This window comes from Roseateles sp. GW823-FHT07B05 (assembly GCF_058794515.1).
The window spans coordinates 460,640-486,921 of sequence record NZ_JBXAGX010000002.1 but is presented as its reverse complement, the minus strand read 5'-3'; the positions used below and the strand labels follow the sequence as shown (position 1 = coordinate 486,921).

The following is a 26,282-nucleotide window of genomic DNA, read 5'->3' as shown; positions in this document are numbered from 1 at the left end:
TCAAGGCGCGCGCGCCGCCGGGGCGTCTTGATGAGATCTTGATGCGCGGCCCCGGCTTCTTGTCGGCGGTTTGACGGCCCCATTTCCAGAATGCCTCCATCGTTAACGGAGGTGTCATGGACATCGTTTTTCTTGGTCTTTGCGCGGCTCTCGCGCTCGTGACCGGTCTCGCGGCCTGGGGCTGCGACAAGCTGGCGAGGAGAAAGCCATGAGTGGCTTCGAACTCGCCGCCACCATCCTCGTCGTCGGCCTGGTGGGTTATCTGTTCTGGGCGCTGGTATTCCCGGAGGACCTGTCATGAGCAGCTCCGCCTGGATTCAACTCATCGCCTTCCTCGTCGTGCTGCTGGCGCTGGCCTGGCCACTGGCGCGCTGGATTCATGCCGTCATGGAAGGCCGCGTCGCCTGGTTGCGCCGTATCGAGGGTGGCCTGCTGCGGCTGGCCGGCGCCAACCCCGACGCCGAACAGGGCTGGCTGCGCTATGCGCTGGGCTTGGCTGTCTTCAATGCGCTGGGGGTGCTGGCCGTCTATGCGCTGCAGCGGTTCCAGGCGGTGCTGCCGCTGAACCCGCAGGGCCTGGGTGCGGTGTCACCCGACTCGGCCTTCAACACCGCCATCAGCTTCGTCACCAACACCAACTGGCAGGGCTACGGTGGCGAGGCGACGATGAGCTATCTGACGCAGATGCTCGCGCTGACGGTGCAGAACTTCCTGTCGGCTGCCACCGGCATCGCCGTCGTCATCGCGCTGGTGCGAGGCTTCGCGCGCCACACGTCCAAGGGCATCGGCAACGTGTGGGCCGACCTGACCCGCGCCACGCTGTGGGTGCTGCTGCCACTGTCGCTGGTGTTCGCGCTGGTGCTGGCCGGCATGGGTGTCGTGCAGACCTTCAAGCCCTACCAGGACGTGACCACCGTCGAGACGCAGAGCTGGCAGGAGCCCAAGCTCGACGCCACCGGCCAGCCGCTGAAGGGTGCCGACGGCCAGCCTGTCATGGAAGACAAGTCCGGCCAGAGCCAGAGCCTGGCCGTGGGCCCGGTCGCGTCGCAGCTGGCCATCAAGATGCTGGGCACCAACGGTGGCGGCTTCTTCAATGCCAATTCGGCACACCCGTTCGAGAACCCGACGGCCGCGACCAATGCGCTGCAGATGCTGTCCATCTTCCTGATTCCGGCGGCACTGTGCTTCGTGCTGGGCCGTCAGGTGGGTGACATGCGCCAGGGCTGGGCCCTCCTCGGCGCGATGACGGCGATGTTCGTCGTCGCCGTCGCCATCGCCACCGCGGCCGAGCAGGCGGGCAATCCGGGCTTCGCCAAGCTGGGTGTGGACGCCGCGCAGACGGCCACGCAGCCGGGCGGCAACATGGAAGGCAAGGAGGCCCGCTTCGGCATCAATGCGTCGTCGCTGTTCGCCGTCATCACGACGGCCGCCAGTTGCGGTGCGGTCAACGCCATGCACGACAGCTTCACGCCGCTGGGCGGCCTCGTGCCCATGGTCATGATGCAACTCGGCGAGGTCGTCTTCGGCGGCGTCGGCGCGGGCCTGTACGGCATGCTGGTGTTCGCGATGCTGGCCGTGTTCGTGGCCGGGCTGATGATCGGCCGCACGCCCGAGTACCTCGGCAAAAAGATCGAGGCGCACGAGATGAAGATGGTCTCGCTGGCCATCCTGCTGACGCCGCTGGCGGTGCTGGTGGGCACCGCCATCGCGGTGGCCACCGAGGCCGGACGCGCCGGCATCGCCGCGCCCGGCGCGCACGGCTTCAGCGAGGTGCTGTATGCGTTCTCGTCCGCCGGCAACAACAACGGCAGCGCCTTCGCCGGCCTGTCGGCCAACACGCCCTTCTACAACACGCTGCTGGGCTTCGTCATGTGGATAGGCCGCTTCGGCGTCATCGTGCCCGTGCTGGCCATGGCGGGTTCGCTGGCGGGCAAGAAGCGCCTGACGGCGGGCGAGGGCACGCTGCCCACGCATGGCCCGCTGTTCGTTGCGCTGCTGATCGGCGTGGTGCTGCTGGTCGGTCTTCTCAACTATGTGCCGGCGCTGGCCCTGGGCCCTGTCGTCGAGCACCTCATTCTCTGGAGCGCAAAGTAATGTCTAGCCCCAAACCTGCCGCTGCGCGTCAGGCCCCACAAGGGGATCAAGAGAGCTCGGGAGCGGCCCGTCGCTCTGTTGAGGGTCGCGCCGGCTTCTCCCTGTTCGACCCGGCACTGGCTCGCCAGGCCCTGGTCGAGTCCTTCACCAAGCTGGGCCCGCGCACACAGGCCCGCAACCCGGTGATGTTCGTCGTCTACCTGGGCAGCCTGCTGACGACGGCGCTGTCCGTCGTGCAACCGAGCGGCTTCGTCATCGCCGTGACGGTGTGGCTGTGGTTCACCGTGCTGTTTGCCAACTTCGCCGAGGCGCTGGCCGAGGGGCGCAGCAAGGCACAGGCCGCGTCGCTGCGCGGCCTGAAGAAGGAGACCTGGGCCAAGGTGGCCGACGACTGGCGCGCCGGCGTGCCGCGCGACCAGATCAAGTGGCACCCACGCGAGGCTGGCACGCTGCGCAAGGGCGAGGTCGTGTTGATCGAGGCGGGCGATGTGGTCCCGGCGGACGCCGAGGTCGTCGACGGCGTTGCCTCGGTGGACGAGAGTGCCATCACCGGCGAGTCGGCGCCCGTCATCCGCGAGAGCGGCGGCGATTTCTCCGCGCTGACCGGCGGCACGCGCGTGCTGTCCGACTGGGTCATCGCGCGCGTGGCGGTCAACCCCGGCGAGACCTTCGTCGACCGCATGATCGCGATGGTGGAGGGCGCGCAGCGCAAGCGCACGCCCAACGAGATCGCGCTGACCATCCTGCTCGTCGCGCTGACGCTGGTGTTCCTGGGTGTCTGCGCCACGCTGCTGCCGTTCTCGACCTTCAGCGTGGCCGTGGCCGGCGCGGGCGAGCCGGTCAGCCTGGTCGTGCTGGTCGCGCTGCTGGTGTGCCTGATCCCGACGACCATCGCCGGCCTGCTTTCGGCCGTGGGCGTGGCGGGCATGAGCCGCATGCTGCAGGCCAACGTCATCGCGACGTCGGGCCGTGCAGTGGAAGCCGCCGGCGACGTCGACGTGCTGCTGCTGGACAAGACCGGCACCATCACGCTGGGCAACCGCCAGGCGGATGCCTTCTGGCCGCTGGACGGCACGTCGGAGGCGCAGCTGGCCGGTGCGGCGCGGCTGGCCTCGCTGGCCGATGAGACGCCCGAGGGGCGCAGCATCGTCGCGCTGGCCGACCGCAAGTTCGGTGCTGCCGCGGCGGCGGAGCGCGGCGAGTTCATCCCGTTCACGGCGCAGACGCGCATGAGCGGCGTGGACCTGCCTGGCCGCCAGATCCGCAAGGGCGCCGGCAGCGCCGTGCGCGCCCATGTCGAGGCCTTGGGCGGCCGCTGGCCCGGCAGCGTGCAGGCCACGGTGGACGAAGCCGCCCGCCGCGGCAGCACGCCGCTCGTGGTGGCCGACGGCACGCACGTGCTGGGCGTCGTCGAGCTGAAGGACATCGTCAAGCCCGGCATCAAGGAACGCTTCGCGCAGCTGCGCCGCATGGGCATCAAGACCGTCATGGTCACCGGCGACAACCGCTTGACCGCCGCGGCCATCGCGGCTGAGGCGGGCGTGGACGACTTCCTCGCCGAAGCCACGCCCGAGGCCAAGCTGGCGCTGATCCGCGAGCACCAGGCGCAGGGCCGGCTCGTCGCGATGACCGGTGACGGCACCAACGACGCGCCCGCGCTGGCCCAGGCCGACGTGGCGGTTGCGATGAACACCGGCACGCAGGCCGCCAAGGAGGCCGGCAACATGGTGGACCTCGACAGCAACCCCACCAAGCTCATCGAGGTCGTCGAGACCGGCAAGCAGATGCTGATGACGCGCGGGTCGCTGACGACGTTCTCCATCGCCAACGACCTGGCCAAGTACTTCGCGGTGCTGCCGGCGGCGTTTGTCTCGACCTACCCGCAGCTGGCGGCGCTGAACGTGATGCAGCTGCACAGCCCCGACTCGGCCGTCCTGTCCGCCGTCATCTTCAACGCGCTGATCATCGTCGTGCTGATCCCGCTGGCGCTCAAGGGCGTGCGCTACCGCGCCATCGGCGCGGCTGCGCTGCTGCGCCGCAACTTGGCTGTCTACGGCCTGGGTGGCGTCATCGTCCCCTTCATCGGCATCAAGGCCATCGACCTCCTCCTCGTCGCGCTCGGCATCGCCTGAGTACACCTCCAGACATTCCCATGAAGACTCTCGTTGTTTCCGTTCTCGCTCTCGCTGCAGCCGTTCCCGCCTTTGCCGAGGACGCCGCCAGCCCGCTGACCTTCAACGTCGGCGCCATCAGCGACTACCGCTACCGCGGCATCTCGCAGACACGACTCAAGCCCGCGCTGCAAGGCGGCCTGGACTACGCGGCCCCGAGCGGCTTCTACGTCGGTGGCTGGGCGTCCACGATCAAGTGGATCAAGGACGCCGGCGGCGACGCCAAGGTCGAGGTCGACCTGTACGGCGGCTACAAGACCGAGGTGGCCCAGGGCCTGACGCTGGACGTCGGCGGCCTGTACTACCTCTACCCGAGCAACCAGCTGAAGAGCGTGCCCGGCTTCGCCAATGCCAACACCTTCGAGGTGTACGGCGCGCTGAGCTTCGGCCCGGTCACGGCCAAGTACTCGCACAGCACGACCAACCTGTTCGGCACCGTCGACAGCAAGGGCAGCGGCTACTTCGACGTCACCGCCAACTTCGACCTGGGCAACGGCTTCACGCTGATCCCGCACGTGGGCCACCAGACCGTCAGGCACACCGCCGTCGCGTCGTACACCGACTACTCGCTGACGCTGGCCAAGGACTTCTCCGGCCTGGTGCTGAGCGCTGCCGTCGTCGGTACGGACGCCGACAAGACCTTCTACGCCAACCCGGCTACGGCCAGGTTCATGGGCAAGAACGCCGTCGTCCTCGGCCTGAAGAAGACTTTCTGAATAGGAGATCAGCATGACCACCACGCTTGCCACTCCCGCCACGACGGCGGCCGCGACCGAGGTGCCCCTGTGGCGCCCGGCGCTGACGCTGTTCGTCGGTCTCAGCCTCGTCACCGGCCTGGCCTATCCGCTGCTCGTCACTGGCGTGGCGCAGACCGCATTCCCTGACCAGGCCAACGGCAGCCTCATCGTGCAGGACGGCAAGACCGTCGGCTCGGTGCTGATCGGCCAGCGCTTCAGTGAGCCCGGCCACTTCTGGAGCCGCCCGTCGGCCACGGCGCCCATGTCGCACAACGCGGCCAACTCGGCGGGCTCCAACCTCGCGCCCACGGCGCCGGCGCTGACTGACGCCGTCAAGGCCCGCATCGAGGCGCTGCGCGCCGCCGACCCGGGCAACACCGCGCCGGTGCCGGTGGACCTGGTGACCACATCGGCCAGCGGCCTGGATCCGCACATCAGCCGCGCCGCCGCCGACTACCAGGTGGCACGCGTGGCCCGCGTGCGCGGCCTGCCACCGGCGCGTGTGCAGGCGCTCGTGGCGCAGCACACCGAAGGGCCCGCGCTGGGCTTCATCGGCGAGCCGCGCGTGAACGTGCTGCAGCTCAACCTCGCGCTGGACGCTGCCGCGCGGTGAGGGGCGGGCATGGCCTGGCTGTATGCGCTGCTCGCGCTGGGTGCCGTCGCGCTGCCGTTGGCGGCCGTGGGCTGGCTGATCGGCTGGCAGCAGCGCCGCCGGGCGCGTGCGAGGATGGCCCGGTGTTCCCGCAAGCCCTGATTGCCGCATGCTGATCAACAGTGCCGTGTACGACGATGGCCGCCTGGTGGCCGAACCCGCGCTGGACGGCGTGTCCGAGGCGCTGGCGGCGCGCGAGAGCGGCTTCCTGTGGATCGCGCTGCGCGACCCCACCGACGACGAACTGGCCCGCCTGCAGCACGAGCTGGACCTGCCGCCGCTCGCAGTGGAGGACGCCCGTAAGGGCCAGCAGCGCCCCAAGGTGGAGGAGTACGGCGACATCACCTTCGCCGCCATGCACCTGCTGGAGACCGGCCCCGAGGGCCTGGACGTGGGCGAGGTGCACGTGTTCGTCGGGCCGCGCTTCGTCGTGTCGGTGCGCCACCGCAGCAACCAGGGCTTCCTGGGCGTGCGCGGCCGCGCCGAGCGCGAGCCGGAGCTGCTGCGCCAGGGCCCGGGCTTCGTGCTGTACGCGCTGATGGACGCCGTCGTGGACCGCTATATCCCGTTGATGGACGGCATCGAGGCCGAGCTGGAGAAGCTGGAGGAGACGATGTTCCTGCGCGGCCAGGACCGCCAGGCCGTCGTGCAGCAGCTGTTCGCGCTGAAGCAGCGCCTGGCCACGCTGCGCCATGCAGTCACGCCGCTGCTGGAGGTGACGGCCAAGCTGCATGGCGGCCGCGTGCCGGTGGTCTGCAAGGCGCTTCAGGAGTACTTCCGCGACGTCTACGACCACCTGCTGCGCATCCAGGCCAGCATCGATGCCGCGCGCGAAACCATCATCGCGGCGACACAGGTGAACCTGACGCTGGTGACCATCGACGAGTCGCTCGTCACCAAGCGGCTGGCCGCCTGGGCCGCGATCTTCGCGGCGTCCACGGCGCTGGCCGGCATCTGGGGCATGAACTTCGAGAAGATGCCCGAGCTGAAGTGGGCCTACGGCTACCCGATGGCGCTGGCCACCATCGCGCTGGTCAGCGGCGCGCTGTACTGGCGCTTCAAGCGCCTGCGCTGGCTGTGAGCGACGCGCGGCCCGACCCCGACGAGCTGCTGGCCAAGGTCCGTCGCGACGAGGACAGCGCCCGGCGCGGCCGGCTGAAGATCTTCTTCGGCGCCAACGCCGGCGTGGGCAAGACCTTCGCGATGCTGGCCGCCGCCCACGCGGCGCAGCGCCAGGGCCGGCCGGTGCGCATCGGCGTCGTCGAGACCCACGGCCGCAGCGACACCGCCGCCGTCGCCCGCGACCTGGCGGCGCTGCCGCTCAAGGAGCGCGAGCACCGCGGGCAGACGCTGCGCGAGTTCGACCTCGACGCCGCGCTGGCCTGGGGCGCTGCCGAGCCGGGCGGCGTGCTGCTGCTGGACGAACTGGCGCACAGCAACGTGCCCGGCTCGCGCCATGCCAAGCGCTGGCAGGACGCGCTGGAACTGCGCGACGCGGGCGTGGAGGTCTGGACGACGCTGAACGTGCAGCACCTGGAAAGCCTGAACGACGTGGTGGGCGGCATCACCGGCATCCGCGTGTGGGAGACGCTGCCGGACAAGGTGTTCGACGAGGCCGACGAGGTGGTCGTCGTCGACCTGCCGCCCGACGAGCTGTTGCAGCGGCTGAAGGAGGGCAAGGTCTACCTGCCCGCCCAGGCCGAGCGCGCCGCGCGCAACTTCTTCCGCAAGGGCAACCTGCTGGCGCTGCGCGAGCTGGCGCTGCGCCGCACGGCCGACCGCGTGGACGACCAGATGCAGGCCTACCGGCGCGAGCACACCGGCCTGGCGCAGGGGGCCGTGTGGGCCAACCGCGAGTCGCTGCTGGCCTGCGTGGGGCCGGGCGGCAATGCCGACAAGGTGGTGCGCAGCGCCGCGCGGCTGGCCCAGCAGCTGGGGCTGGACTGGCATGCGGTGCATGTGCAGACGGCGCGCGGGCTGGACGAGGCCGACCGCCAGCGCGTGCAGCGCACGCTGGCGCTGGCGCAGAGCCTGGGTGCGCGCACGGCGGTGCTGTCGGCGCCCGACGTGGCGCCGGCGCTGGTGGGCTATGCGCGTGAGCACAACCTGGCGCGGCTGGTGGTGGGCCGGCGCGAGCGAGCCTGGCGCTGGCCGGGCCGGCCGTCGCTGGCCGAGGCGCTGACGCGGCTGGCCGACGAGATGGACGTGCTGCAGGTGGCGCTGCCCACGGCCGAGCGCGAGGTCGGGCCCGCGCTGCCGCCGGTGCGCGGCCTGCTGGCGCCGCAGGCGCTGCGCGGCTACGCGGCCGCGGTGGCCGGCGTGGTGGCGACGACCGCGCTGTCGCTGGCGCTGCTGCGCGTGATGGCACCCACCAACATCGCGATGCTGTACCTGCTGAACGTGGTGGGCGTGGCCCTGTGGTTCGGCCGCGCGCCGGCGGCGCTGACGGCGCTGCTGGGCGTGGCGGCGTTCGACTTCTGCTTCGTCGAGCCCCGCTGGTCGTTCGCGGTCGGCGACGCGCAGTACCTGGTGACGTTTGCCGTGCTGCTGCTGGTGGGGCTGGTCATCGGCCAGCTGGCGGCCGGGCTGCAGGCGCAGGCCCGGGCGGCGCGCGAGCGCGAGCGCCGCGTGCGCGGGCTGTATGCGATGTCGCGCGACCTGGGCGCGGCGCTGGTGCCCGAGCAGGTGGCCGAGATCGCGGCGCGCTTCCTGCGGGCGGAGTTCGGCGTGGCCTCGGCCGTGCTGGCGCCGCCGCTGGCCGCACCGGCGGGGCGCGAGGTGCTGGCGGTGCTGCCCGGCGCGGGCGTGCAGCCCGACCTGGGCGTGGCGCAATGGGCGTTCGACCACGGCCAGCCTGCTGGCCAGGGCACCGGCACGCTGCCGGCCAGCCCTTGCCTGATGCTGCCGCTGACGGCGCCGATGCGGCTGCGCGGCGTGCTGGCCGTGGAGGCTGCCGGCCGGCGCTGGCTGCCCGACGAGCGCGAGCTGCTGGACACCTGCGCGGCGCTGATCGCGATCTCGCTGGAGCGCATCCACTACATCGAGGTCGCGCAGCAGAGCACGCTGCAGATCGAGGGTGAGCGGCTGCGCAACTCGCTGCTGACGGCCGTCTCGCACGACCTGCGCACGCCGCTGGCCGCGCTGGTGGGTCTGGCCGATGCGCTGCGGCTCACGTCGCTGCAGCCGCAGCAGGCCGAGGTGGCCGACGCGATGCGCCGCTCGGCGCTGCGCATGAGCGCGCTGGTGGCCAACCTACTGGACATGGCGCGGCTGCAGGCCGGCGCCGTGCCGCTGAACCGGCAGTGGCTGCCGCTGCAGGAGGTGGTGGGCAGCGCGCTGGCCGGCCTGGACGAGGTGCTGGCGGGCCGCGACGTGGCGGTGGACCTGGCGCCCGACCTGCCGCTGCTGCAGCTGGACGCGGTGCTGATGGAGCGCGTGCTCGTGAACCTGCTGGAGAACGCCGTCAAGTACGGCGGCCGCCGGCTGCGCATCGGCGCGCGCCGGGCGGGCCGCCACGTGGAGGTGGACGTCAGCGACGACGGCCCCGGCTTCCCCGCCGGCCGCGAGCAGCAGCTGTTCGACAAGTTCGAGCGCGGCGACCGCGAGAGCGCCACGCCCGGCGTGGGCCTGGGCCTGGCGATCTGCAAGGCCATCGTCGAGGCGCATGGCGGGCGCATCGGCGCCCACAATGTCGCCATGGGCGGCGCCTGCGTTCGCATCGAGTTGCCGCTGGGTGAGCCACCGCTGGAGGGACGGGAGTGAGCGCTGCGCGCGTGTTGATGATCGAGGACGAGCCGGAGATCCGGCGCTTTGTGCGCATGGCGCTGGAGAGCGAAGGGATGGAGGTGTTCGAGGCGGCGACGCTCGCGCGCGGCCTCATCGACGCGGCCACGCGGCGGCCGGAGCTGGTGGTGCTGGACCTGGGCCTGCCCGACGGCGACGGGCTGGACTTCATCCGCGAGTTCCGCGGCTGGTCGACGGCGCCGGTGCTCGTGCTGTCGGCCCGCGACGGCGAGGAGCGCAAGGTGCAGGCACTGGACGCCGGCGCCGACGACTACCTCGTCAAGCCCTTCGGCGTGGCGGAGCTGCTGGCGCGCGTGCGCGTGCAGCTGCGCCGCCGCGGCGGTGGCGGCGAGGCCGATCCGGTGTTGCGCTTCGGCCCCATCGCCGTGGACCGCGCGCTGCGCACGGTGACGCGCGACGGCGAGGAGCTCCATCTCACGCCCATCGAGTACCGGCTGCTGCAGGAGCTGGCCACCCAGCCCGGCCGCGTGCTGACGCACCAGCACCTGCTCAAGGCCGTCTGGGGGCCGGGCCATGCGGAGGACGTGCACTACGTGCGCGTACACATGGCCAACCTGCGCAAGAAGCTGGAGGCCGACCCCAACCGCCCGCAGTGGCTGGTGACGGAGGCCGGCGTGGGCTACCGCCTCAAGCCCTGAGCGCCGGGCCGTGTAGGCAATTTGCCTACGCCCACTGCCGCCATCGCCGCGCAGCGGCTTCGGGCATTGCCGTCTCGTGGCCGCCGGCCGGTTTTCAGAAGATGACGTCCATCGGCCATGACCCATGGCTGCCCGGGAGCCTGTCATGTCATTCTGGAAGAACCTGTCCGTCAAGACCAAGCTGATCGGCGCCTTCGGCGCGCTGATCCTGATGATCGTCGCCGTGTCGGCGGCGGCGCTGCAGTCCATCCAGGCCGACGGCCAGCAGTTCACGGACTATGTGCAGGGCGTTGAGGCTCGCGCCGTTGCCGCCGAGCAGGTGCGGCTGGCCGTGGACCGCCGCGCCATCGCCGCGCGCAACCTCGTGCTGGTCACGAAGCCGGAAGACGCCGCCACCGAGAAGGCCGCCGTCATGGCCGCCGTGGCGGACGTGGGCAAGTCGCTGGCGCTGCTGCAGTCGCTGTCGGGCAAGGACGACGTGCCGGCCGATGCGCGCAGCCGCGTGGAGGAGATCGCCGGCATCGAGTCCCGCTACTCGCCCGTCGCCGAGGCCATCGTGGGGCTGGCGCTGGCCGGTGACCGCGAGGCCGCCATCACGCGCATGAACGAAGAGTGCCGCCCGCTGCTGGCGGCGCTCGTGAAGGCCACCGACGACTACATCCGCTACACCGCAGACACCTCCCAGCAGCTGGTGGCCGAGACCGAGCAGGTGCACACCCAGCGCATGACGCTGCTGGCCGGGGGCTGTGCGGTCATCGTCGCGCTGGCGCTGTTCGCCGCGCTCGCGATCACCCGCTCCATCGTCGCGCCGCTGAACCAGGCGGTCACGCTGATCAACGAGGTGGCGCAGGGCAACCTGGACATGCAGGTGGACGCGCGGACCCGGGACGAATTCGGCCGCCTGCTGGAGGCCATCGCCGCGATGCAGGGCGGCCTGCGCACGCTGGTGGCCTCGGTGCGCCAGGGCGCCGACAGCCTGTCGCTGGCCAGCGCCGAGATCGCCCAGGGCAACCACAGCCTGTCCTCCCGCACCGAGAGCCAGGCCAGCGCGCTGCAGCAGACGGCCTCCAGCATGGAGCAGCTCAGCGCCACCGTGCGCCAGAACGCCGACAACGCCGGCCAGGCCAACCAGCTGGCCCAGGCCGCCAGCACCGTGGCGCAGCAGGGCGGGCAGGCCGTGGCGCAGGTGGTGGACACCATGCGCGGCATCAGCGAGGCCAGCCACCGCATCGGCGACATCACGGCTGTCATCGACGGCATCGCGTTCCAGACCAACATCCTGGCGTTGAACGCTGCCGTGGAAGCGGCACGGGCGGGCGAGGAGGGGCGTGGCTTCGCCGTCGTGGCCGGTGAGGTGAGGGCGCTGGCGCAGCGCAGCGCCGAGGCGGCCAAGGAGATCAAGGGGCTGATCGCCGACAGCGTCGCCCGCGTGGAGACCGGCGCCGGCCAGGTGAGCCAGGCCGGCCGCACGATGCAGGACGTGGTGGCCAGCATCGCCCGCGTGACCGACATCATGGGCGAGATCAGCACCGCCAGCGCCGAGCAGAGCGAAGGCGTGGGCCAGGTGGGCGGCGCCGTGTCGAGCATGGACCGCACGACGCAGCAGAACGCCGCGCTCGTCGAGGAAATGGCCGCCGCGGCGTCCAGCCTGAAGAGCCAGGCCATGGACCTGGTGCGCGCGGTGGGCATGTTCCGCATGTCGACCTGATGCCCGCGCGTGCCGCGGCGACACTGCGGCGATGAATCCGGAAGACCTCCTCAAGCTCGTCAGCACCGCGATGCCGTTCGGCAAGCACCAGGGCACCTTGCTGGCTGACCTGCCCGGCAACTACCTGGGCTGGTTCGCGCGCGAAGGCTTTCCCGATGGCCAGATCGGCCGGCTGCTGGCGCTGATGTACGAGCTGGACCACAACGACCTGCGCGGGCTGCTGCAGCCGCTGCGCGGAGGCGGGCGATGAGGCGCACGCTGGTGGCGCTTGCCCTCGCCGGCTTGGCGGCGGCGGCGCCAGCCAACGACCTGTTCACGGTCGTGCGGGTGGACGCCGCCCGGCTGCGCCTCTTCTGGCAGGACGAGAAAGGCCAGCCGCTGCGGCGCCTGGACCGGCTCGCCGCGTGGCTGAAGGGGCAGGGCAGGACGCTCACCTTCGGCATGAACGCCGGCATGTACCACGCCAACGGCGGCCCGGTGGGCCTGCTCGTCATCGACGGCCGCGAGCTGGCGCCGCTGAACCTGGGCGAAGGCCGCGGCAACTTCTTCCTGAAGCCCAACGGCGTGTTCCTCGTCGACGGCCGGGGCGCCCACGTCGTCGACGCGGCAGACTACGCGGCCATGCCGCGCGACGGCGTCGTGCTGGCCACGCAGTCCGGCCCGCTGCTGCTCAAGGACGGGCAGATGCACCCGGCCTTCCGCGCGTCGTCGGCATCGCGCCACGTGCGCAACGGCGTCTGCGCGGCCGGGGCCCAGGCAACCTTCGTCATCAGCGAGCGGCCCGTCACCTTCCACGAGTTCGCCAGCTTCCTGCGCGACGAGCTGCACTGCCGCGACGCGCTCTATCTCGACGGCGCCGTGTCCAGCCTGTGGTCGTCCGGCCTGGGCCGCAGCGACCGCTGGCATGAGCTGGGGCCGCTGCTGGGCGTGACGGAGTAAGCCCGGCTTTCAACCGCCTGAGCCGCGGTCCGCGCGGTCTGTCGGACGCGCGTTGGCGGCACGTCGCCACCTGCCTAACCTGCGAGCCATCGCAAGACAGGAGGCGGCCGTGCTGCAACTACAAGACGTCGTCAAGACCTTCGGAACACTCAACGCCGTGGATGGCGTGTCGCTGGAGCTGAAGCCCGGTGTCGTCGGGCTCATCGGCCACAACGGCGCGGGCAAGAGCACGCTGATGCAGATGCTCGCCACGCTCTGCAGGCCCACCCGCGGCCGCATCCTGCTGGACGGGCAGGACATCGTCGCCAAGCCCGAGCTGATGCGCCGGCGCCTGGGCTACCTGCCGCAGGACTTCGGCGTCTACCCGCACCTCACCGCGCTGGAGTTCCTGCAGTACTTCGCCGCGCTGAAGGGCGTGCGCGACCGGCAGCGGCTGCAGCAGCTGCTGGAGCTGGTGAACCTGCACGAGCAGGCGCACCGCCCCGCCGCGGGCTTCTCGGGCGGCATGCGCCAGCGGCTGGGCATCGCGCAGGCGCTGCTGAACGACCCCGACGTGCTCATCGTCGACGAGCCCACGGCGGGCCTGGACCCCGAGGAGCGGCTGCGCTTCCGCCACCTGCTGGGCGACCTGGGGCGGCAGCGTCTCGTCATCGTGTCCACGCACATCGTGTCGGACGTCGAGAACATGGCCTCCCACCTGGCCATCCTGCGCCAGGGCCGGCTGGTGAGCTACACGACACCTGACGCGGTGCTGGCCAGCGCCGCCGGCAAGGTCTGGACGGCGCTGCTGGCGCCGGCCGACTACGAGGCGCTGCGCGAGCACGTGCACGTGCTGCAGGCCCAGCCGCAGGGCGGGCGCGTGCAGGTGCGCATGGCGCACCCGTCGCGGCCGTTCGCCGAGGCGCAGCCGGTGCAGGCCAGCCTCGAAGAAGCGCTGATGGCGCAACGCTATGCCGATGCGCGGGTGGCACGATGAACACCTCGCTCTACCAGGCCCTGGTGCTCAACGAATGGCGGCTGCGCAGCCGCCGCGTCAGCAGCCTCGTCATCCTGCTGGCGGTCGTCGCCGTGAGCTGGCTGATGGTGCTGGACCCGTCCACCGGCGCGGCCATGATGGTCACGAACAAGCAGCGCCTGGCCTACGACAGCCAGACGCTGGCGTTCGGCACGACGCTGATCGCGTCGCTGCTGTTCGGTCTGGCGGGCTTCTACCTCGCACGCGGCCGCAGCCAGGAGGACCTGCGCTGCGGCACGGCCGGAGTGCTGGCCGCCACGCCCGTGGCCAACGCGCAGCTGCTGGGGGCTCGCTGGCTGGGCGCGTTCGGCTTCCTGCTGTCGCTGGGTACGGCGGTGATGCTGACGATCTGGGTGCTGCAGCTGGTGCGCGGCGAGGGGCCGCTGCAGCCGTTGCCCTATCTGCAGATGCTGCTGCTGGGCCTCGCGCCGGGGCTGATGCTGTGCGCCAGCCTGGCCGTGCTGGCCGACGCCTGGGCGCCGCTGATGGGCAAGCGCGGCGACGCGCTGTACTGGGTGCTGTGGATGGTGCAGTTCGCCTTTGTGCCGGCGTTCCTGGGCGAGGGCGCCATCCGGCTGAGTGGCTGGCAGGTGTTCGACATCAACGGCGTGTCGCCGCTGCTGGTGAGCCTGGGCCAGCTGCTGGACGTGCGCAGCGTGCAGGTGGGCGGCGGGCCGTTCGACCCGACGCTGCCGGTGCTGCACATGCCCGAGGGACTGTGGGGCCGTGAGCTGGTGGCGCTGCGCCTCGGGGCGATGCTGCTGGCGTTGCTGCCTCTGGTGCCGGCCGTGCTGGCCTTCCACCGCTACGCGCCCGACCGCGTGAAGCCGCGCAGCGCGGCGCAGCGCGGGCGCGTGATGCGGGCGCTGCAATGGCTGTCGGGCCCGCTGCTGCGGCCGTTCACCCGCGCGCTGGGGGCGCTGATGTTTGCCGGCGCCCGGCTGCCCGGCGTGCCCGGCCGCTGGCTGGCGGACGTGGGCCTGGTGCTGCTGAGCCAGCCGCTGCTGGCGCTGGCGATGCTGGGTTGCGCGGTGGCGGCGGTGTTCGTGCCCGTGGAGGTGCTGCCCGGCGTGATGGCGGCGGCACTCGGCGCCTGGGGCGTGGCCGTGGCCGACGTCAGCTCGCGCGACCTGCAGAGCGGCACGCTGGCGCTGGCCGGTGCGGCGCCCGGCGGTGTGCTGGAACGCGGCTGGCGGCAGGCGAGCGCCGCCGTCGGCCTGGGGCTGCTGCTGGCCGCTCCCGCGCTGCTGCGCTGGGCGGCCGTGGCACCGCTGCGCGCGGCCGCCTGCGTGGCCGGGCTGCTGTGCCTCGGCGCGGCGGCCGCGCTGCTGGGCCGGCTGACGCGCGGCTCGCGCACCTTCCTGGCGTTGTTCCTGTTCGGGCTGTACCTGAACCTGCAGAACACCGGCCTGGCGGTGCTGGACATGCTGGGCCTCAGCGGCGCGGCGCAGCCGGCCAGCGTGGCCGGCTACGCCGCGGCGGGCCTGCTGGGCCTGGCGGCCCTGCAGGTGCTGCCGCGCCGGGACTGAACCGCGGTCAGTAGTCGATGCCGATGCGCAGGCCGTAGGTGCGCGGGTCGTTGTAGTAGCCGCGCACGAAGCCGCCGCCGTCCTGCGCCGCGTTCTTGGTCATCTTGTTGGTCGCGTTCAGCACGTACAACTCGGCACGCCAGTACTTGGGCGCCACCAGCTTGATGCTGGCGTCGACCTTGGCGAAGGACTTCTGCATGTCGCCGATGTGCCGGTTGTCCAGGTTGCGCAGCGTGAAGTACATCTTGTCCTGCCACTTCAGGTTGACCCAGGGCGTCAGCTCCCAGCCGTCGCCGACGAAGAAGGTCTGCGCAAAGTTGACGCCGAACGTGAACTTGGGCGACAGCGGCAGGTGGTTGCCGGTGATGTCGTAGATCTGGCGCCCCACGAACTCGGAAACGGGGCCGGCGTAGGCATCGGGGCAGGCCGGGGCGCCCATTTCCTCGCGCACGGCGCAGTTCCAGCCGTCGTTGAAGGACGGGTAGTTCTTGACCTTGCTGTTGATGTAGGACGCGAACCCGCCCAGGCGCGCGCCCTCCCAGGGCTTGTAGTCCAGCTCCAGTTCCAGGCCGGGAATGTTGGCCACGCCGACGTTGACGGTCTGCCACTTCACGACGATGTCGCAGGTCGGGTTCTCGGCCGGGCAGGGCGCGCCGGTCTTCACGCGGGCGGAGAAGAAGTCGCCGGTGACCTGCATGTCCTTGTAGCGGCTGTAGAACAGCGTGGCCGACAGGCTCAGCCGCTTGTTCAGCATCAGGCCCTTGTAGCCGAACTCGAGGTTGGTGACGGTCTCGGGCCTGTACGGGAAGAAGGTGTACTGCGGGCCGGCGGGGCCGTCCACGCAGTCGTGCTCGCCGCCGCAGCGGTCGTCCTTGTCGCCGAAGCCGCCGGCCTTGTAGCCGGTGGACAGCGAGGTGTAGACCATGTCCAGCGGCGTCAGCTGGCGGGACAGGCCCAGCCGGTAGGTGAGCTTCTTCCAGGTCTCGGCATGGTCGTTGCCAGCCGGGGCGCCCCATTCGGCATAGGCGCCCACGCCGGCGAACGGGCCCATCTTCTCGGTCAGGTCGCGGCCGTTGTGGGCGCGGAAGTCCGCGTCGCCCGGTGTGCCGGGGTGGAACAGCCCGTTGTAGTAGGCCGGGGTCTTGCCGTCCCAGCCGCCGTAGACCTGGCCGCCCTTGTCGGCCTTCCTGTCGCGGCTGTAGCGGGCGCCCAGCGTGGCGGTCCAGTCCGGCGCGAACTTCCAGTCGGCCTGCGCGAACACGGCCTTGGCGTCGATCTGCCGGTCGGGCTGGTGATAGAACTGGCTGATCGGGAAGCCGTAGGGCGCGGTGACGAGGAACTCCTGCGCGTAGTCGATGGCGTTCTTCTCGTGCATCCAGAACAGGCCGCTGACGAGTTGCAGCGTGTCCGTGCTGTGCTTGAGCTGCAGCTCGTGCACCGTGGACTTGTACCTGGAGCCCAGCGTGATGGACGTGTTGTCGACCACCGGCCAGGTGGCCTCGTCGCTGCTGTGCTCGTCCACCGGCAGGCTGGCCGTGACCTGCCGCGGCAGCGGGTGGTAGCCACCGTCGTCGTCGGCCTGCTGCGAGCGCTTCTGCGTGGCGAAGGCGACGCCGTACTCCAGCGTGGTGGCGGGGCTGAGCTTCCAAGTCAGGTTGGAGCGCAGCGTGTTGATGGACATGTCCATCTTGCCGGGCATGTTGATCTTGACGTCCCACTTGCCGCCGGTGCAGGCGAAGGCGGTGCCGGCGGCCATGTCGCAGTCCTTCAGCGCCACTTCGCCGGCGCTGTTGTTCTGGAACTTCTCGTAGGCCAGCAGCCACTCGATGCTGTCGGTCAGCTTCAGGCGGCCGGCGAGGCGGGCGGCCCATTCGTCGCGGTTGTAGTAATACCTGCTCTTGTCGACCTTGGCGTTGCGGCGCTGGTCCACGTCGGGGATGCCGTCGGCGACGAAGCCGTGCTCCGGCGCGTTCACGTCGGTGAAGTCCTGCTGCTGGTTGATCCAGCCGTCGCGCCTGACCTTGCTGAACGTGGCGCGCAGCGCGAACTTGTCGTTCACGCGCAGGTTCTGCACGAGGTTGAGCTGGCGCTTGTTGTAGTTGCCCAGGTCGACCTCGGCGTTGCCGTAGGTGGAGCCGAAGTCGGGCTTGGCCGGGATGATGTTGACGCTGCCGCCCGTGGAGTTGCGGCCGAAGAGGGTGCCCTGCGGGCCGCGCAGCACTTCCACCTGCTCCAGGTCGAACATCAGCGCCAGCGCGCCCTGCGGGCGCGGCGAGTACAGGCCGGCCACGTGCAGGCCGACGGCGGGGTCGCCGATCTCGGTGAAGTTGGTGGAGCCGACGCCGCGGATGTTGATCTGCACGCCCGAGTCGGCACCCTGCGAGATCTGGAAGTTGGGGATGGTGCCGGACAGGCCGCGCACGTCATGGATGCCCTCGCGGCTCAGCGCCTCCTGCGTGACGGCCGTGACGGCCACCGGCGTCTTCAGCAGGCTGGAGTTCACGCGCGTGGCGCTGACCATCACGGTGGGCAGCTCGTTCCTGGTGGCGTCCTTGTCCGCGGGGGCGTCCTGGGCGAAGGCGGTGCCGGCAAGCAGGCTGGCCGCGGCGGCGATGACGGTTCGGGTCGTTCTCATCTCTCTGGTCTCCGGTTGTTGTAGGGGCGACAGCGGTCCCGGCGCAGGCGGCCGTGACGTGGGCAGGTGGGAATTCAGGCCCCCGGTCTGGGGCGTCTGGGGGACAGCAGCTGCGCGAGCGAGACGGTCTCGTTGCGCACGAGTGGCCGGGCCCAGGCGCTGACGCCGAGCAGGTAGGCCAGCGTCAGGAAGGCGACAGACATCGCGGCGCGCAGCCCCGTGACGTCACCCAGCACGCCGACGAGCAGCGGCACGACGGCGCCACCGAGGATGCCGGTGCACAGCACGCCGGAGAACGCGCCGTGATGGCGTGGCACGGAATTGAGCGCCAGCGAGAAGACGATGGAGAACATCACCGACAGAAAGAAGCCGGCGGCGGGGAAGGCCAGTGGCGACACGGTGGCCGGGCCGAACAGCGCCAGCGCCACGCTGGCGATGGCCAGCACGGCGAAGCCGGCCAGCACGACGCGCGAGTCCAGCAGCTTCAGCAGCCCCAAGCCCAGCAGGCAGCCCAGCGACATCAGGCCCCAGAAGCGCGCCACCGCGTCGGCGCCCTCTGCCGTGGCCGAGATGCCGTGGTACGTGGAGAGGAACTGCGACATCCAGTTCGCCAGCGTCTGCTCGGTGCCCACGTAGGCCATGATGCCCAGGAAGAACAGCCGCACGTCGCGCCGCGCCAGCAGCTCCTTGTAGGCGGCCCAGCCGCCGGTGCGCTCGTCGTCCTTCAGCTCCACGCGCGGCAGCGGCAGCGCCTGGTTGGCGACGATGAGCACGCAGAACGCGACGGTGAAGATCCAGTAGAACGCCACCCACACCAGCGGGCTGCCGGCCGCGCCGGGGCGCTCCATCAGCAGCTGGAAGGTCAGCGGGCTCAGGAACGACGCCAGGCCGAACATCAGCTGGCCCATCACCGAGAAGAACGCGAAATGCGCCTCGCCGCCGGCCGTTCGCATCAGCGGGTTGATGACGACCTGCAACAGCGCCATGCCCAGGCCGATGATGAACAGCCCGGCGATGGCCGTGCCGTAGCCAGGCCACAACGCGATGGCCAGCGAGCCGGCGAGGTTCAGCACGAAGGCCACCAGGATGGTGGTGCGCGGCCCCCTGGCTTCCACCAGCAGGCCGCCGGGGATGGACACCAGCCCGTAGGCCAGGAAGAACGAGAACGGCAGGAAGCCCGCCATCGCCAGGCTGAGGTGGAAGTCCTGGATGATGATCGGCATCAGCGGGCCGATGAGGTTGGTGACGAACGAGATCACGAACCAGATCAGCAGGATGTAACCGACGATGAGGGCGCGGTGCTTCATGGCGGTCAGGCGGCGATGCAGTCGGCGAATTCGCCGGCACGGATCGTTTTGCGCGGGAAGCGTTGGAGGATGGCGCGAGCGGTGCGGCAGCCGGCCGCCAGGCCCTCGGCCAGCGTGCCGCCGCGCAGGCGAGCCGCGAGGTAGCCGGCGTTGAACGCGTCGCCCGCACCGATGGTGTCGAAGATGTCGGCCGGCTCCGCGCGGTGCTCGGCCCGGTGGCCGGCCTCGATGCCCACGGCACCACGTGCGCCCACCTTCACGATGAGGCTGGCGCCGGGGCGCAGCTCTCGCTCGATGGCGGTCAGCGCGGCGTCCAGGTCATCGATGCCGGCGATGCTGTGCGCCTCCAGCTCGTTGATGAGCAGGTGGTCGCAGTGCGGCAGCCAGGTCTTCACTTCGGCACGCACGGCCGGCGTCCAGCCCTCGGGCGGCCAGCCGGTGTCCAGCGCGACGCGGTAGCCGCGGGCGGAGGCTTCACCCAGCAGCGCGGTGTAGAGGCCGCGCAGCCCGCCCAGCAGGAACGGGCCGGTGAAGAGGGCGATGGCCGGCGCCGTGGTGGGCTGCAGATGCTTGAGCACGTGCTGGATGGACAGCTGCTGCAGGTGGCCCAGCGTGGTGAAGAAGTTGCGCTCGCCGCAGCCGTGCATCAGGCCCACCGACACGGTGGTCTCGCCATCGCACACCTCCAGCTGCGTGCGCACGCCGGTGAACTGCTGGGCCAGCCATTGGCCGAAGTGGTCGTGCCCGACAGCCGAGATGAGCTGCGTCGGCAGGCCCACATGGCGGGCGGCGAGCGCCGCGTTGGCCGCCGAGCCCCCGGCGCGCAGTTCGCTGCGCGGCATCAGCAGCTCGGTGCCGATGCGCGGCCAGCCGTCGAGCGTGCCGAGCACGAGGTCCACGCCGACGTCGCCGACGATGCTGAGGTGAGGTTGCGAGGAGAGGCGTGCCGTGTCCATGGACGCGGACTATAGAAGTGTCTCCGACGCGGTGTCAATAAATAAAACCAGTGGTTTTAAATATTTGTCAGGCCCGCCGTGGTGGCGGCCGGTGGCCCAGCAGTTCGGCTGCGTCGGCCTCGGTGCGGCGGTCGTGCTGCAGCACCTCCAGGCGCGGCGACAGCATCTCGTAGATGGGCAGCACGGCGGCGCCGAGGATGGAGGAGTCGTCCTGCCGGTCCGACAGCAACAGCCGCGTGCCGGGCTCGGCCACGCCGCCGCGCACCGAGCGGTGCCAGGGCTGCGCCAGCGCCACGAGGTGCTCCACCAGCACCTTGGGCGCCGGGCCGCCGATGACGATGGACCGCGGGTCCAGCATGTTCTCGAGCATGCAGACGGCGTCGCGCAGGCGGTCGGCCGCCTGGCGGCACCAGCGGTGCAGCGCGTCGTCGCCGGGCTGCTGCAGGCGCTGGGCCAGGTCGACGGTCCAGACCTCGTGGTCGGACACGCCCAGCGCCTCGGCCAGCGAGTGCATGGACAGGTAGCGCTCCAGGCAGCCGCGGTTGCCGCAGTAGCAGGCGGTGCCGCCGGGCACGATGGGCACGTGGCCGATCTCGGTGGCATTGCCGTTGGCGCCGGGGTAGGCCGAGCGGCCCACGACGAGCGCGCCGCCCAGGCCCAGGCCGAGGTGCAGGTAGAAGAAGTCGTCCAGGTGGCGGGCCACGCCGAACAGCGTCTCGCCCAGGGCGCCGGCAACGCTGTCGACGCGGTAGAACAGCGGCAGGCCGGTGACCTCGCCCAGCTCGTCCAGCACCGACAGGTCGTTCCAGCCCTCCAGCGCCGTCGGGCCGATGAAGCTGATGTCGGTGTGGCCCAGCGGGCCGGGCAGGGCGACGCCGATGCCCCACAACCGCTCGGTCGAGTCGCGCCGCAGCTGGGCCACGAGCTGCAGCATGGCGGCCAGCATCTGGCGGCGATCGCTGCTGTCCATGGCCACCTCGCAGCGGCTGCGAACGTCGCCCACCAGGTTGACCAGCGCGGCCGACGCGCGGCCCGGCTCCAGGCTGATGCCGATGGCGTTGCCGGCCTGGGGGTTCAGTTCGAACGCGATGGGCGGCTGGCCGCGGGTCTTGTCGACCTTCTGGCGGCGCGAGACGATGAGGCCGATGGCCTCCAGGTCGTTGGTGATGTTGGCCACCGTCTGGGGGCTCAGCGACACCATGTCGGCAATGTCCTTGCGCGACGCGGCACCCTGCTGGCGGATGAAGTCCAGCACGACGCGGCGGTTGTAGGGGGCGCTGGACTGCTGGGTGGCACCTCGGCTGGGGGTTCTCATGCGGTGGGTGGGGTCGGTCGGATCGGCCGCCAGCATGCCACGAGATAAATACATCTAGGCGATGTATTTATTGACGGGGCGGCGGGGCGCGGCTATGGTGCGCCGCCTCACATGACCTGATCGCCACCATGAAAACCGCTTTCATCGCCCGCCGGGCGCTTCTCGCCACGCTGGGCCTGGCGGCCGTGGGCGCGGCTGCCGATGCCACCCTGGCGCCGGTGACCACCGTGTCGGTGCAACTGCCCGCCGAGCCGCTGCTGGTGCAGATCAACCAGGTCGCGCTGGAGCGGCTGGGCCCGAAGCGCGCCATCGTCGAGTCCACCGGCGCGGCCACCGAGGGCCGCTACCGCGTGCTGGCCGGCGGCAAGGTGGTGGCGCAGGGCGCGCTGAAAGCCCTGCCGGCGTTCTCTGCCTGGGGCGAGGGCAAGCGCTACTTCGGGGTCGACTTCTCGGCGCTGCAGGCCGCCGGCGTCTACCGCGTGGAGGCCACGCTGGGCGGCGCGCGCGCGTTATCCGCTCCGGTGAGGGTGAAGGACCAGGCGCTGTTCACCACCATCGCCGACAAGACGCTGGACTACTTCCACCGCAGCCGCCACACCGGCGCGGGCGACAGGCGCATCCGCGTGTTCGAGACGGACCGCTTCGTCAACGTCTGGGGCGGCTGGAAGGACGCCGGCGGCGACGCCGGCAAATACCTGTCGCACCTGGGCTATGCCAACTTCTTCAACCCGCAGCAGACGTCCATGGCCGCCTGGGTGCTGGCCTACACGGCGCACACGTCCGGCGACCTGTACCGGCGCGCCGGCCTGCTCAAGCGCGCCGAGAACGAGGCCTTCTGGGGAGCCGACTACCTGCACCGCATCCTCGACGCCGAGGGCTACTTCTACACGACCGTGTTCGACAAATGGGGCGACGAGAAGGCCGAGCGCATGGTGGTCGGCTACGAGGGCGAGGACGGCACCTACACGCCGCTGTACCGCTCGGCCTACCGCGCCGGTGCCGGCATGGCCATCGCGGCGCTGGCGCGGGCGTCGCTGCTGGCGACGCAGTCCGGCCGGCACGGCGAGTTCAGCGGCGCCACCTACCTGGCCGACGCCGTGAAGGGCTTCGAGCACCTGCAGCAGGTCAACGCGCAATACACGGCCAACGGCGTCGAGAACATCATCGACGACTACACGGCGCTGATGGCGGCGGTGGAGCTGTTCCACGCGACGCGCGAGCCGCGCTTCCTGGACGCGGCCCGCGTGCGCGCCGACAACCTCCTGCAGCGGCAGACGGCCGACGGCGGCTTCATCAGCGACGGCGGCTCGCGGCCGTACTACCACGCGGTGGAGGCCGGCCTGCCGGCGCTGAGCCTGGGCTGGTATGCCGACATCGAGACCGACGCCGCCCGCCGCGACCGCGCGCGCCAGGCCATCGCGGCCGCGTTGCGACACGAGATCGCCATCACGCAGCGCGTGTCCAACCCCTACGGTTACGCCCGCCAGGCCTTCCAGCTCGCCAGCCGCGGCGGCAAGCCCGAGGGCGCCGTGCGGGAGGGCTTCTTCATCCCGCACAGGAACGAGACCGGCTACTGGTGGCAGGGCGAAAGCGCGCGGCTGGCGTCGTTGACGACGGCCATGGTCGTCGCCGGCCGCCAGGCGGGCTTCACGGACGGCGCTGGCTACGCGCAGGCGCAGCTCGACTGGACGCTGGGCCGCAACCCCTACGGCATCTCCATGCTCTACGGCTTCGGCCACCGCAACCCGCCGACGGTGGCGTCCAGCGCGGGCGACATGGCTGCCGGCGGCATCTCCAACGGCATCACCGGCGCCGTGGGGAGCGACACGGGGGAGGGCATCGCCTTCGGCCCCGGCCCGGACGGGGAGCAGTGGCGCTGGGTGGAGCAGTGGCTGCCGCATTCGGCGTGGATGCTGCTGGCCGCCGTCAGCACCGCGAGGTGATGTCACAAACGGGCGGGCTGTTCCGTCTGCCGGGGTGAGACTCTTGCCCCAGCCATGAACACCACCCCCACCGCCCGCGCCCGCCGTTTCGACCAGGACCACGCCCGCCGCCTGCGCGCGCTGGCCTACCGCATGCTCGGCTCGCGCGCCGAGGCCGAGGACATCGTGCAGGAGGCCTGGCTGCGCTGGGCCGAGGTGGACGAGGCCACGGTCGACCACCACGGCGCCTTCCTGTCCCGGCTCGTCACCAACCTGTGCCTGGACAAGCTGCGCTCCGCGGCCCACCAGCGCGAGCAGTACGTCGGCGTGTGGCTGCCCGAGCCGCTGCTGGAAGACGAAGCGCTGTTCGGCTGGGCACCCGGCCCCGAGAAGCAGGCCGAGTTCGCGCAGGACGTGTCCATCGCCTTCATGCTGGCGCTGGAGCGCCTGTCGCCGCTGGAGCGCGCGGCCTTCCTGCTGCACGACGTGTTCGATCTCGACTACGACGAGATCGCCCGCCACCTGGACCGCAGCGAGGCCGCCTGCCGCCAGCTCATCAGCCGCGCGCGCAAGAACATCAAGGCCGACTACGCGCGCCGCGAGGTGGCGAAGGAAGAGGCCGAGCGGCTGGTGGCCGCCTTCATGGATGCCGTGCGCCGCCGCGACGTGGCCGGCCTGGCCGCGCTGCTGGCCGAAGACGCGGTGCTGATGGCCGACGGCGGCGGCAAGGTCAGCGCCGTGCCCAAGCCGCTGCACGGCGGCGCCGTCATTGCGCGCACCTTCATCGGCTTTGCGCAGATGCCCACCAGCCGCGGCTGGCGCCTGCTGTCCACGGTCGTCAACGGCCTGCCGGGGCTGCTCATCGTCGACGACGCGGCCGGTGGCCGGCTCGTGCAGACCATCGCGCTGGCACCGGGCGCCGCGGCCGGCCAGGTGGGCGCGGTCTACATCCAGCGCAATCCGGAGAAGTTGAGCGCCATCGCGTCACAAACCGCGGCGCTGTCCCGTCTTGACCGTGAGGCCGACGAATCCGCCGGCCCACCCACCAAGGACACGCCATGAGCACCCACCCCCGCCTCGACTACACCCGCCTCAGCGCCGACCTGTTCAAGAAGTACCTCGACTTCAGCATGGCCTTCAAGATGGACCAAGGCCTCGCGCTGCTGGTGGACATCCGCGCCTCGCAGCTCAACGGCTGCGCGTTCTGCCTGGACATGCACGTCAAGCAGGCCAAGATCCACGGCGAGCGCGAGCTGCGGCTGCACCACGTGGCCATCTGGCGCGAGTCGCCGCTGTTCTCGCCCAGGGAGCGCGCCGCGCTGGCCTGGACCGAGGCGCTGACGCGCATCGCGCCCGAGGGCATCTCCGACGCCGCCTACGCCGAGGCGCGCGAGCAGTTCGCCGAGCAGGAGCTGTCCGACCTGACCTGGCGCATCACCGCCATCAATGGATGGAACCGCATGAACGTCGCCTTCCGCAACCCGCCGGGGTCCATGGACAAGCTGTACGGGCTGGACAAGGCGGGTCTGGCCTGAGCCCGCGGCGCCGGCCGGCTGGCTATGCTGGCCGCCATGAAATCTGCTCTCGCGCCTCTGCTGCTCGCCGCGTTCTGCACACTGCCTGCCTCGGCGCAGGAGGCCGACCCGGTCGCCACCCTCGTCAACCAGCTGGAGCTGGACAAGTACAAGGCCACCATCAAGGGGCTGACGCAGTTCGGCGACCGCCGCCAGGGCACGGCGCGCAACCGTGCGGCGCTGGACTGGATCGAGGCGCAGCTGAAGCGCTACGGCTGCACCAACACCGAGCGGCTGCGCTATGACTTCACCGAGCCTGCAAGGCGCGGCCCCGCGCAGCTGCAGCCGCTGCGCGCGGCCGGCCCGGCGGCGCAGGGCGGCGGCACGCTGTTCGGCCGGCGCGCGCCCATCGGCGTCAACACCGACCCGATGGCCCAGCCCGACGAGAAGCTGCGTGCGCTGAACAGCGAGCCGACGCCGCTGGGCACGTCGCCGCGCGAGAGCGTCTACTGCACCAAGGTCGGCAGCACCCGGCCCGACGAGATGTACATCGTGTCGGCCCACATGGACGGCCTCGGCTTCGGCGAGGCGGCCAACGACGACGGCTCCGGCACGGCGCTGGTCATGGAGCTGGCGCGCATCTTCAACGCGCCGGGCGTGACGACCGAGCGCTCCGTCCGCTTCATCCTGTGGAACAACGAGGAGACCGGCCTGAACGGCGCTCATGCCTACGTCGCGCAGCGGCGCGAGCTGCAAGGGCTCGAGTCGCCCAAGGGCTCCGGCAAGTACCCCGAGCCGAAATGGCTGGGCGTCATCCAGCACGACATGCTGCTGTTCGACCACGGTATGCCCATCCCGAAGCTGGACGCCGCAGGCCAGCCCGTGCTGGATGCCAAGGGCCAGCCGGTCTACACGGCGCCCAGGGAGCAGCGTGCCGAGGCGGACGTGAACATCGAGTTCCAGGTCAATGCCAGGCAGGCGGACGGCGCCGCCCAGCTCGCGTGGGCGCTGCGCGCGGCCAACGAGAAGTACGCGACCGACTATCCCGCCGCGGTGGGCAACCGCATGACCAATACCGACTCCGTGCCGTTCATGGACCACGTGCCCGCCATCTCGGTACGCGAGAACGAGCGCGGCATGCACATCGGTGCCGGCTGGAACCCGCACTGGCACCAGCCCACCGACCTGTACGCGACCTATTCCGACAAGGATTTCCTGCTGGGCCTCAACGCCGCGCAGACGACGCTGGCCGCCGTCGCGCAGCTCGCCGGGGCCAGGGTCAAGCCCTGACCCCAAGTCCTTCACAGCTGCTTCGTGTTTTCCCGCATTCGCGGGGATGTAATCGC

The 26,282-nt window shown here is 70.9% G+C and carries 22 protein-coding genes; 18 read left to right on the top strand and 4 right to left on the bottom strand.

The features are described from left to right. Window positions 1-208 precede the first annotated feature (208 nt). From AC1Q7O_RS06420 to AC1Q7O_RS06355, 14 genes are all read left to right on the top strand, one after another. Complete coding sequence (locus AC1Q7O_RS06420; protein ID WP_492660101.1) at window positions 209-301, top strand: potassium-transporting ATPase subunit F; 93 nt, start codon at window positions 209-211, stop codon at window positions 299-301. Further along, on the top strand, window positions 298-2,094 hold the full coding sequence (kdpA, locus tag AC1Q7O_RS06415) for a potassium-transporting ATPase subunit KdpA (protein WP_492660102.1): 1,797 nt from the start codon (window positions 298-300) through the stop codon (window positions 2,092-2,094). The genes AC1Q7O_RS06420 and kdpA overlap by 4 nt, the downstream gene beginning before the upstream one ends. Then, on the top strand, window positions 2,094-4,226 hold the full coding sequence (gene kdpB, locus AC1Q7O_RS06410) for a potassium-transporting ATPase subunit KdpB (RefSeq protein ID WP_492660103.1): 2,133 nt from the start codon (window positions 2,094-2,096) through the stop codon (window positions 4,224-4,226). The genes kdpA and kdpB overlap by 1 nt, the downstream gene beginning before the upstream one ends. Before the next feature lie 20 nt (window positions 4,227-4,246). After that, window positions 4,247-4,981, top strand: a complete 735-nt coding sequence (locus AC1Q7O_RS06405; protein ID WP_492660104.1) for a TorF family putative porin — start codon at window positions 4,247-4,249, stop codon at window positions 4,979-4,981. 13 nt (window positions 4,982-4,994) lie between these two features. Beyond that, the gene (gene kdpC, locus AC1Q7O_RS06400; protein ID WP_492660105.1) at window positions 4,995-5,615 is read left to right on the top strand and encodes a potassium-transporting ATPase subunit KdpC; all 621 of its coding nucleotides are present in this window, start codon (window positions 4,995-4,997) and stop codon (window positions 5,613-5,615) included. A gap of 9 nt (window positions 5,616-5,624) precedes the next feature. Further along, window positions 5,625-5,756: a hypothetical protein gene (locus AC1Q7O_RS06395; protein ID WP_492660106.1), complete on the top strand. Its 132-nt coding sequence runs from the start codon at window positions 5,625-5,627 to the stop codon at window positions 5,754-5,756. A 7-nt stretch (window positions 5,757-5,763) separates the two neighbouring features. Further along, a complete protein-coding gene (locus tag AC1Q7O_RS06390) occupies window positions 5,764-6,735 on the top strand; it encodes a magnesium and cobalt transport protein CorA (protein ID WP_492660107.1) in 972 nt (323 codons plus the stop codon). Beyond that, window positions 6,732-9,416 carry a DUF4118 domain-containing protein gene (locus tag AC1Q7O_RS06385; RefSeq protein WP_492660108.1) on the top strand — a complete coding sequence of 895 codons (2,685 nt, stop codon included), beginning with the start codon at window positions 6,732-6,734 and terminating at the stop codon, window positions 9,414-9,416. Before AC1Q7O_RS06390 ends, AC1Q7O_RS06385 begins: the two co-directional genes overlap by 4 nt. A 17-nt stretch (window positions 9,417-9,433) precedes the next feature. Beyond that, on the top strand, window positions 9,434-10,096 hold the full coding sequence (locus AC1Q7O_RS06380; RefSeq protein ID WP_492660181.1) for a response regulator: 663 nt from the start codon (window positions 9,434-9,436) through the stop codon (window positions 10,094-10,096). 145 nt (window positions 10,097-10,241) lie between these two features. Further along, window positions 10,242-11,804, top strand: a complete 1,563-nt coding sequence (locus AC1Q7O_RS06375; protein WP_492660109.1) for a methyl-accepting chemotaxis protein — start codon at window positions 10,242-10,244, stop codon at window positions 11,802-11,804. Window positions 11,805-11,835: 31 nt separating this feature from the next. Beyond that, window positions 11,836-12,054 carry a DUF3820 family protein gene (locus tag AC1Q7O_RS06370; RefSeq protein WP_492660110.1) on the top strand — a complete coding sequence of 73 codons (219 nt, stop codon included), beginning with the start codon at window positions 11,836-11,838 and terminating at the stop codon, window positions 12,052-12,054. Beyond that, window positions 12,051-12,743, top strand: a complete 693-nt coding sequence (locus tag AC1Q7O_RS06365) for a phosphodiester glycosidase family protein (protein WP_492660111.1) — start codon at window positions 12,051-12,053, stop codon at window positions 12,741-12,743. The genes AC1Q7O_RS06370 and AC1Q7O_RS06365 overlap by 4 nt, the downstream gene beginning before the upstream one ends. Window positions 12,744-12,852: 109 nt before the next feature. After that, window positions 12,853-13,719: an ABC transporter ATP-binding protein gene (locus AC1Q7O_RS06360; RefSeq protein WP_492660112.1), complete on the top strand. Its 867-nt coding sequence runs from the start codon at window positions 12,853-12,855 to the stop codon at window positions 13,717-13,719. Further along, entirely contained in the window at window positions 13,716-15,287 is a 1,572-nt protein-coding gene (locus AC1Q7O_RS06355) for a hypothetical protein (RefSeq protein ID WP_492660113.1), read from the top strand. The genes AC1Q7O_RS06360 and AC1Q7O_RS06355 overlap by 4 nt, the downstream gene beginning before the upstream one ends. A 7-nt stretch (window positions 15,288-15,294) precedes the next feature. Here the strand turns inward: AC1Q7O_RS06355 and AC1Q7O_RS06350 are convergent, their stop codons facing one another. The 4 genes from AC1Q7O_RS06350 to AC1Q7O_RS06335 all read right to left on the bottom strand — a co-directional run bounded on the left by AC1Q7O_RS06350 (window position 15,295) and on the right by AC1Q7O_RS06335 (window position 21,500). Further along, window positions 15,295-17,922 (bottom strand): TonB-dependent receptor, encoded by a 2,628-nt coding sequence (locus tag AC1Q7O_RS06350; RefSeq protein ID WP_492660114.1) that lies wholly within the window; start codon window positions 17,920-17,922, stop codon window positions 15,295-15,297. 74 nt (window positions 17,923-17,996) lie between these two features. Then, a complete protein-coding gene (locus tag AC1Q7O_RS06345) occupies window positions 17,997-19,229 on the bottom strand; it encodes an MFS transporter (protein WP_492660115.1) in 1,233 nt (410 codons plus the stop codon). 5 nt (window positions 19,230-19,234) lie between these two features. After that, a complete protein-coding gene (locus AC1Q7O_RS06340) occupies window positions 19,235-20,185 on the bottom strand; it encodes a carbohydrate kinase family protein (RefSeq protein ID WP_492660116.1) in 951 nt (316 codons plus the stop codon). Window positions 20,186-20,252: 67 nt separating this feature from the next. Further along, window positions 20,253-21,500, bottom strand: coding sequence for an ROK family transcriptional regulator (locus AC1Q7O_RS06335; RefSeq protein ID WP_492660117.1), 1,248 nt, complete (start codon window positions 21,498-21,500; stop codon window positions 20,253-20,255). A 128-nt stretch (window positions 21,501-21,628) separates the two neighbouring features. On the opposite strand from AC1Q7O_RS06335, the gene AC1Q7O_RS06330 reads away from it, so the two are divergent. The 4 genes from AC1Q7O_RS06330 to AC1Q7O_RS06315 are packed head-to-tail and all read left to right on the top strand — an operon-like array spanning window position 21,629 to window position 26,226. Next, entirely contained in the window at window positions 21,629-23,443 is a 1,815-nt protein-coding gene (locus AC1Q7O_RS06330) for a glycoside hydrolase family 9 protein (protein ID WP_492660118.1), read from the top strand. Window positions 23,444-23,497: 54 nt separating this feature from the next. Continuing rightward, window positions 23,498-24,484: an RNA polymerase sigma factor SigJ gene (sigJ, locus tag AC1Q7O_RS06325; protein ID WP_492660119.1), complete on the top strand. Its 987-nt coding sequence runs from the start codon at window positions 23,498-23,500 to the stop codon at window positions 24,482-24,484. After that, the gene (locus AC1Q7O_RS06320) at window positions 24,481-24,957 is read left to right on the top strand and encodes a carboxymuconolactone decarboxylase family protein (protein ID WP_492660120.1); all 477 of its coding nucleotides are present in this window, start codon (window positions 24,481-24,483) and stop codon (window positions 24,955-24,957) included. The genes sigJ and AC1Q7O_RS06320 overlap by 4 nt, the downstream gene beginning before the upstream one ends. Before the next feature lie 36 nt (window positions 24,958-24,993). Then, complete coding sequence (locus AC1Q7O_RS06315) at window positions 24,994-26,226, top strand: M20/M25/M40 family metallo-hydrolase (RefSeq protein WP_492660121.1); 1,233 nt, start codon at window positions 24,994-24,996, stop codon at window positions 26,224-26,226. Window positions 26,227-26,282: the final 56 nt, after the last annotated feature.

Excerpts from the sequence above, each read along its gene's own strand:
- AC1Q7O_RS06380 (WP_492660181.1), top strand. The coding sequence starts at position 9,434 with ATGATCGAGGACGAGCCGGAGATCCGGCGCTTTGTGCGCATGGCGCTG.
- AC1Q7O_RS06315 (WP_492660121.1), top strand. The coding sequence starts at position 24,994 with ATGAAATCTGCTCTCGCGCCTCTGCTGCTCGCCGCGTTCTGCACACTG.
- AC1Q7O_RS06375 (WP_492660109.1), top strand. The coding sequence starts at position 10,242 with ATGTCATTCTGGAAGAACCTGTCCGTCAAGACCAAGCTGATCGGCGCC.
- AC1Q7O_RS06350 (WP_492660114.1), bottom strand. The coding sequence starts at position 17,922 with ATGAGAACGACCCGAACCGTCATCGCCGCCGCGGCCAGCCTGCTTGCC.
- AC1Q7O_RS06420 (WP_492660101.1), top strand. The coding sequence starts at position 209 with ATGAGTGGCTTCGAACTCGCCGCCACCATCCTCGTCGTCGGCCTGGTG.
- kdpA (WP_492660102.1), top strand. The coding sequence starts at position 298 with ATGAGCAGCTCCGCCTGGATTCAACTCATCGCCTTCCTCGTCGTGCTG.
- AC1Q7O_RS06355 (WP_492660113.1), top strand. The coding sequence starts at position 13,716 with ATGAACACCTCGCTCTACCAGGCCCTGGTGCTCAACGAATGGCGGCTG.
- kdpB (WP_492660103.1), top strand. The coding sequence starts at position 2,094 with ATGTCTAGCCCCAAACCTGCCGCTGCGCGTCAGGCCCCACAAGGGGAT.
- sigJ (WP_492660119.1), top strand. The coding sequence starts at position 23,498 with ATGAACACCACCCCCACCGCCCGCGCCCGCCGTTTCGACCAGGACCAC.
- kdpC (WP_492660105.1), top strand. The coding sequence starts at position 4,995 with ATGACCACCACGCTTGCCACTCCCGCCACGACGGCGGCCGCGACCGAG.
- AC1Q7O_RS06330 (WP_492660118.1), top strand. The coding sequence starts at position 21,629 with ATGAAAACCGCTTTCATCGCCCGCCGGGCGCTTCTCGCCACGCTGGGC.
- AC1Q7O_RS06405 (WP_492660104.1), top strand. The coding sequence starts at position 4,247 with ATGAAGACTCTCGTTGTTTCCGTTCTCGCTCTCGCTGCAGCCGTTCCC.
- AC1Q7O_RS06390 (WP_492660107.1), top strand. The coding sequence starts at position 5,764 with ATGCTGATCAACAGTGCCGTGTACGACGATGGCCGCCTGGTGGCCGAA.
- AC1Q7O_RS06320 (WP_492660120.1), top strand. The coding sequence starts at position 24,481 with ATGAGCACCCACCCCCGCCTCGACTACACCCGCCTCAGCGCCGACCTG.
- AC1Q7O_RS06395 (WP_492660106.1), top strand. The coding sequence starts at position 5,625 with ATGGCCTGGCTGTATGCGCTGCTCGCGCTGGGTGCCGTCGCGCTGCCG.
- AC1Q7O_RS06365 (WP_492660111.1), top strand. The coding sequence starts at position 12,051 with ATGAGGCGCACGCTGGTGGCGCTTGCCCTCGCCGGCTTGGCGGCGGCG.
- AC1Q7O_RS06335 (WP_492660117.1), bottom strand. The coding sequence starts at position 21,500 with ATGAGAACCCCCAGCCGAGGTGCCACCCAGCAGTCCAGCGCCCCCTAC.
- AC1Q7O_RS06340 (WP_492660116.1), bottom strand. The coding sequence starts at position 20,185 with ATGGACACGGCACGCCTCTCCTCGCAACCTCACCTCAGCATCGTCGGC.
- AC1Q7O_RS06370 (WP_492660110.1), top strand. The coding sequence starts at position 11,836 with ATGAATCCGGAAGACCTCCTCAAGCTCGTCAGCACCGCGATGCCGTTC.
- AC1Q7O_RS06345 (WP_492660115.1), bottom strand. The coding sequence starts at position 19,229 with ATGAAGCACCGCGCCCTCATCGTCGGTTACATCCTGCTGATCTGGTTC.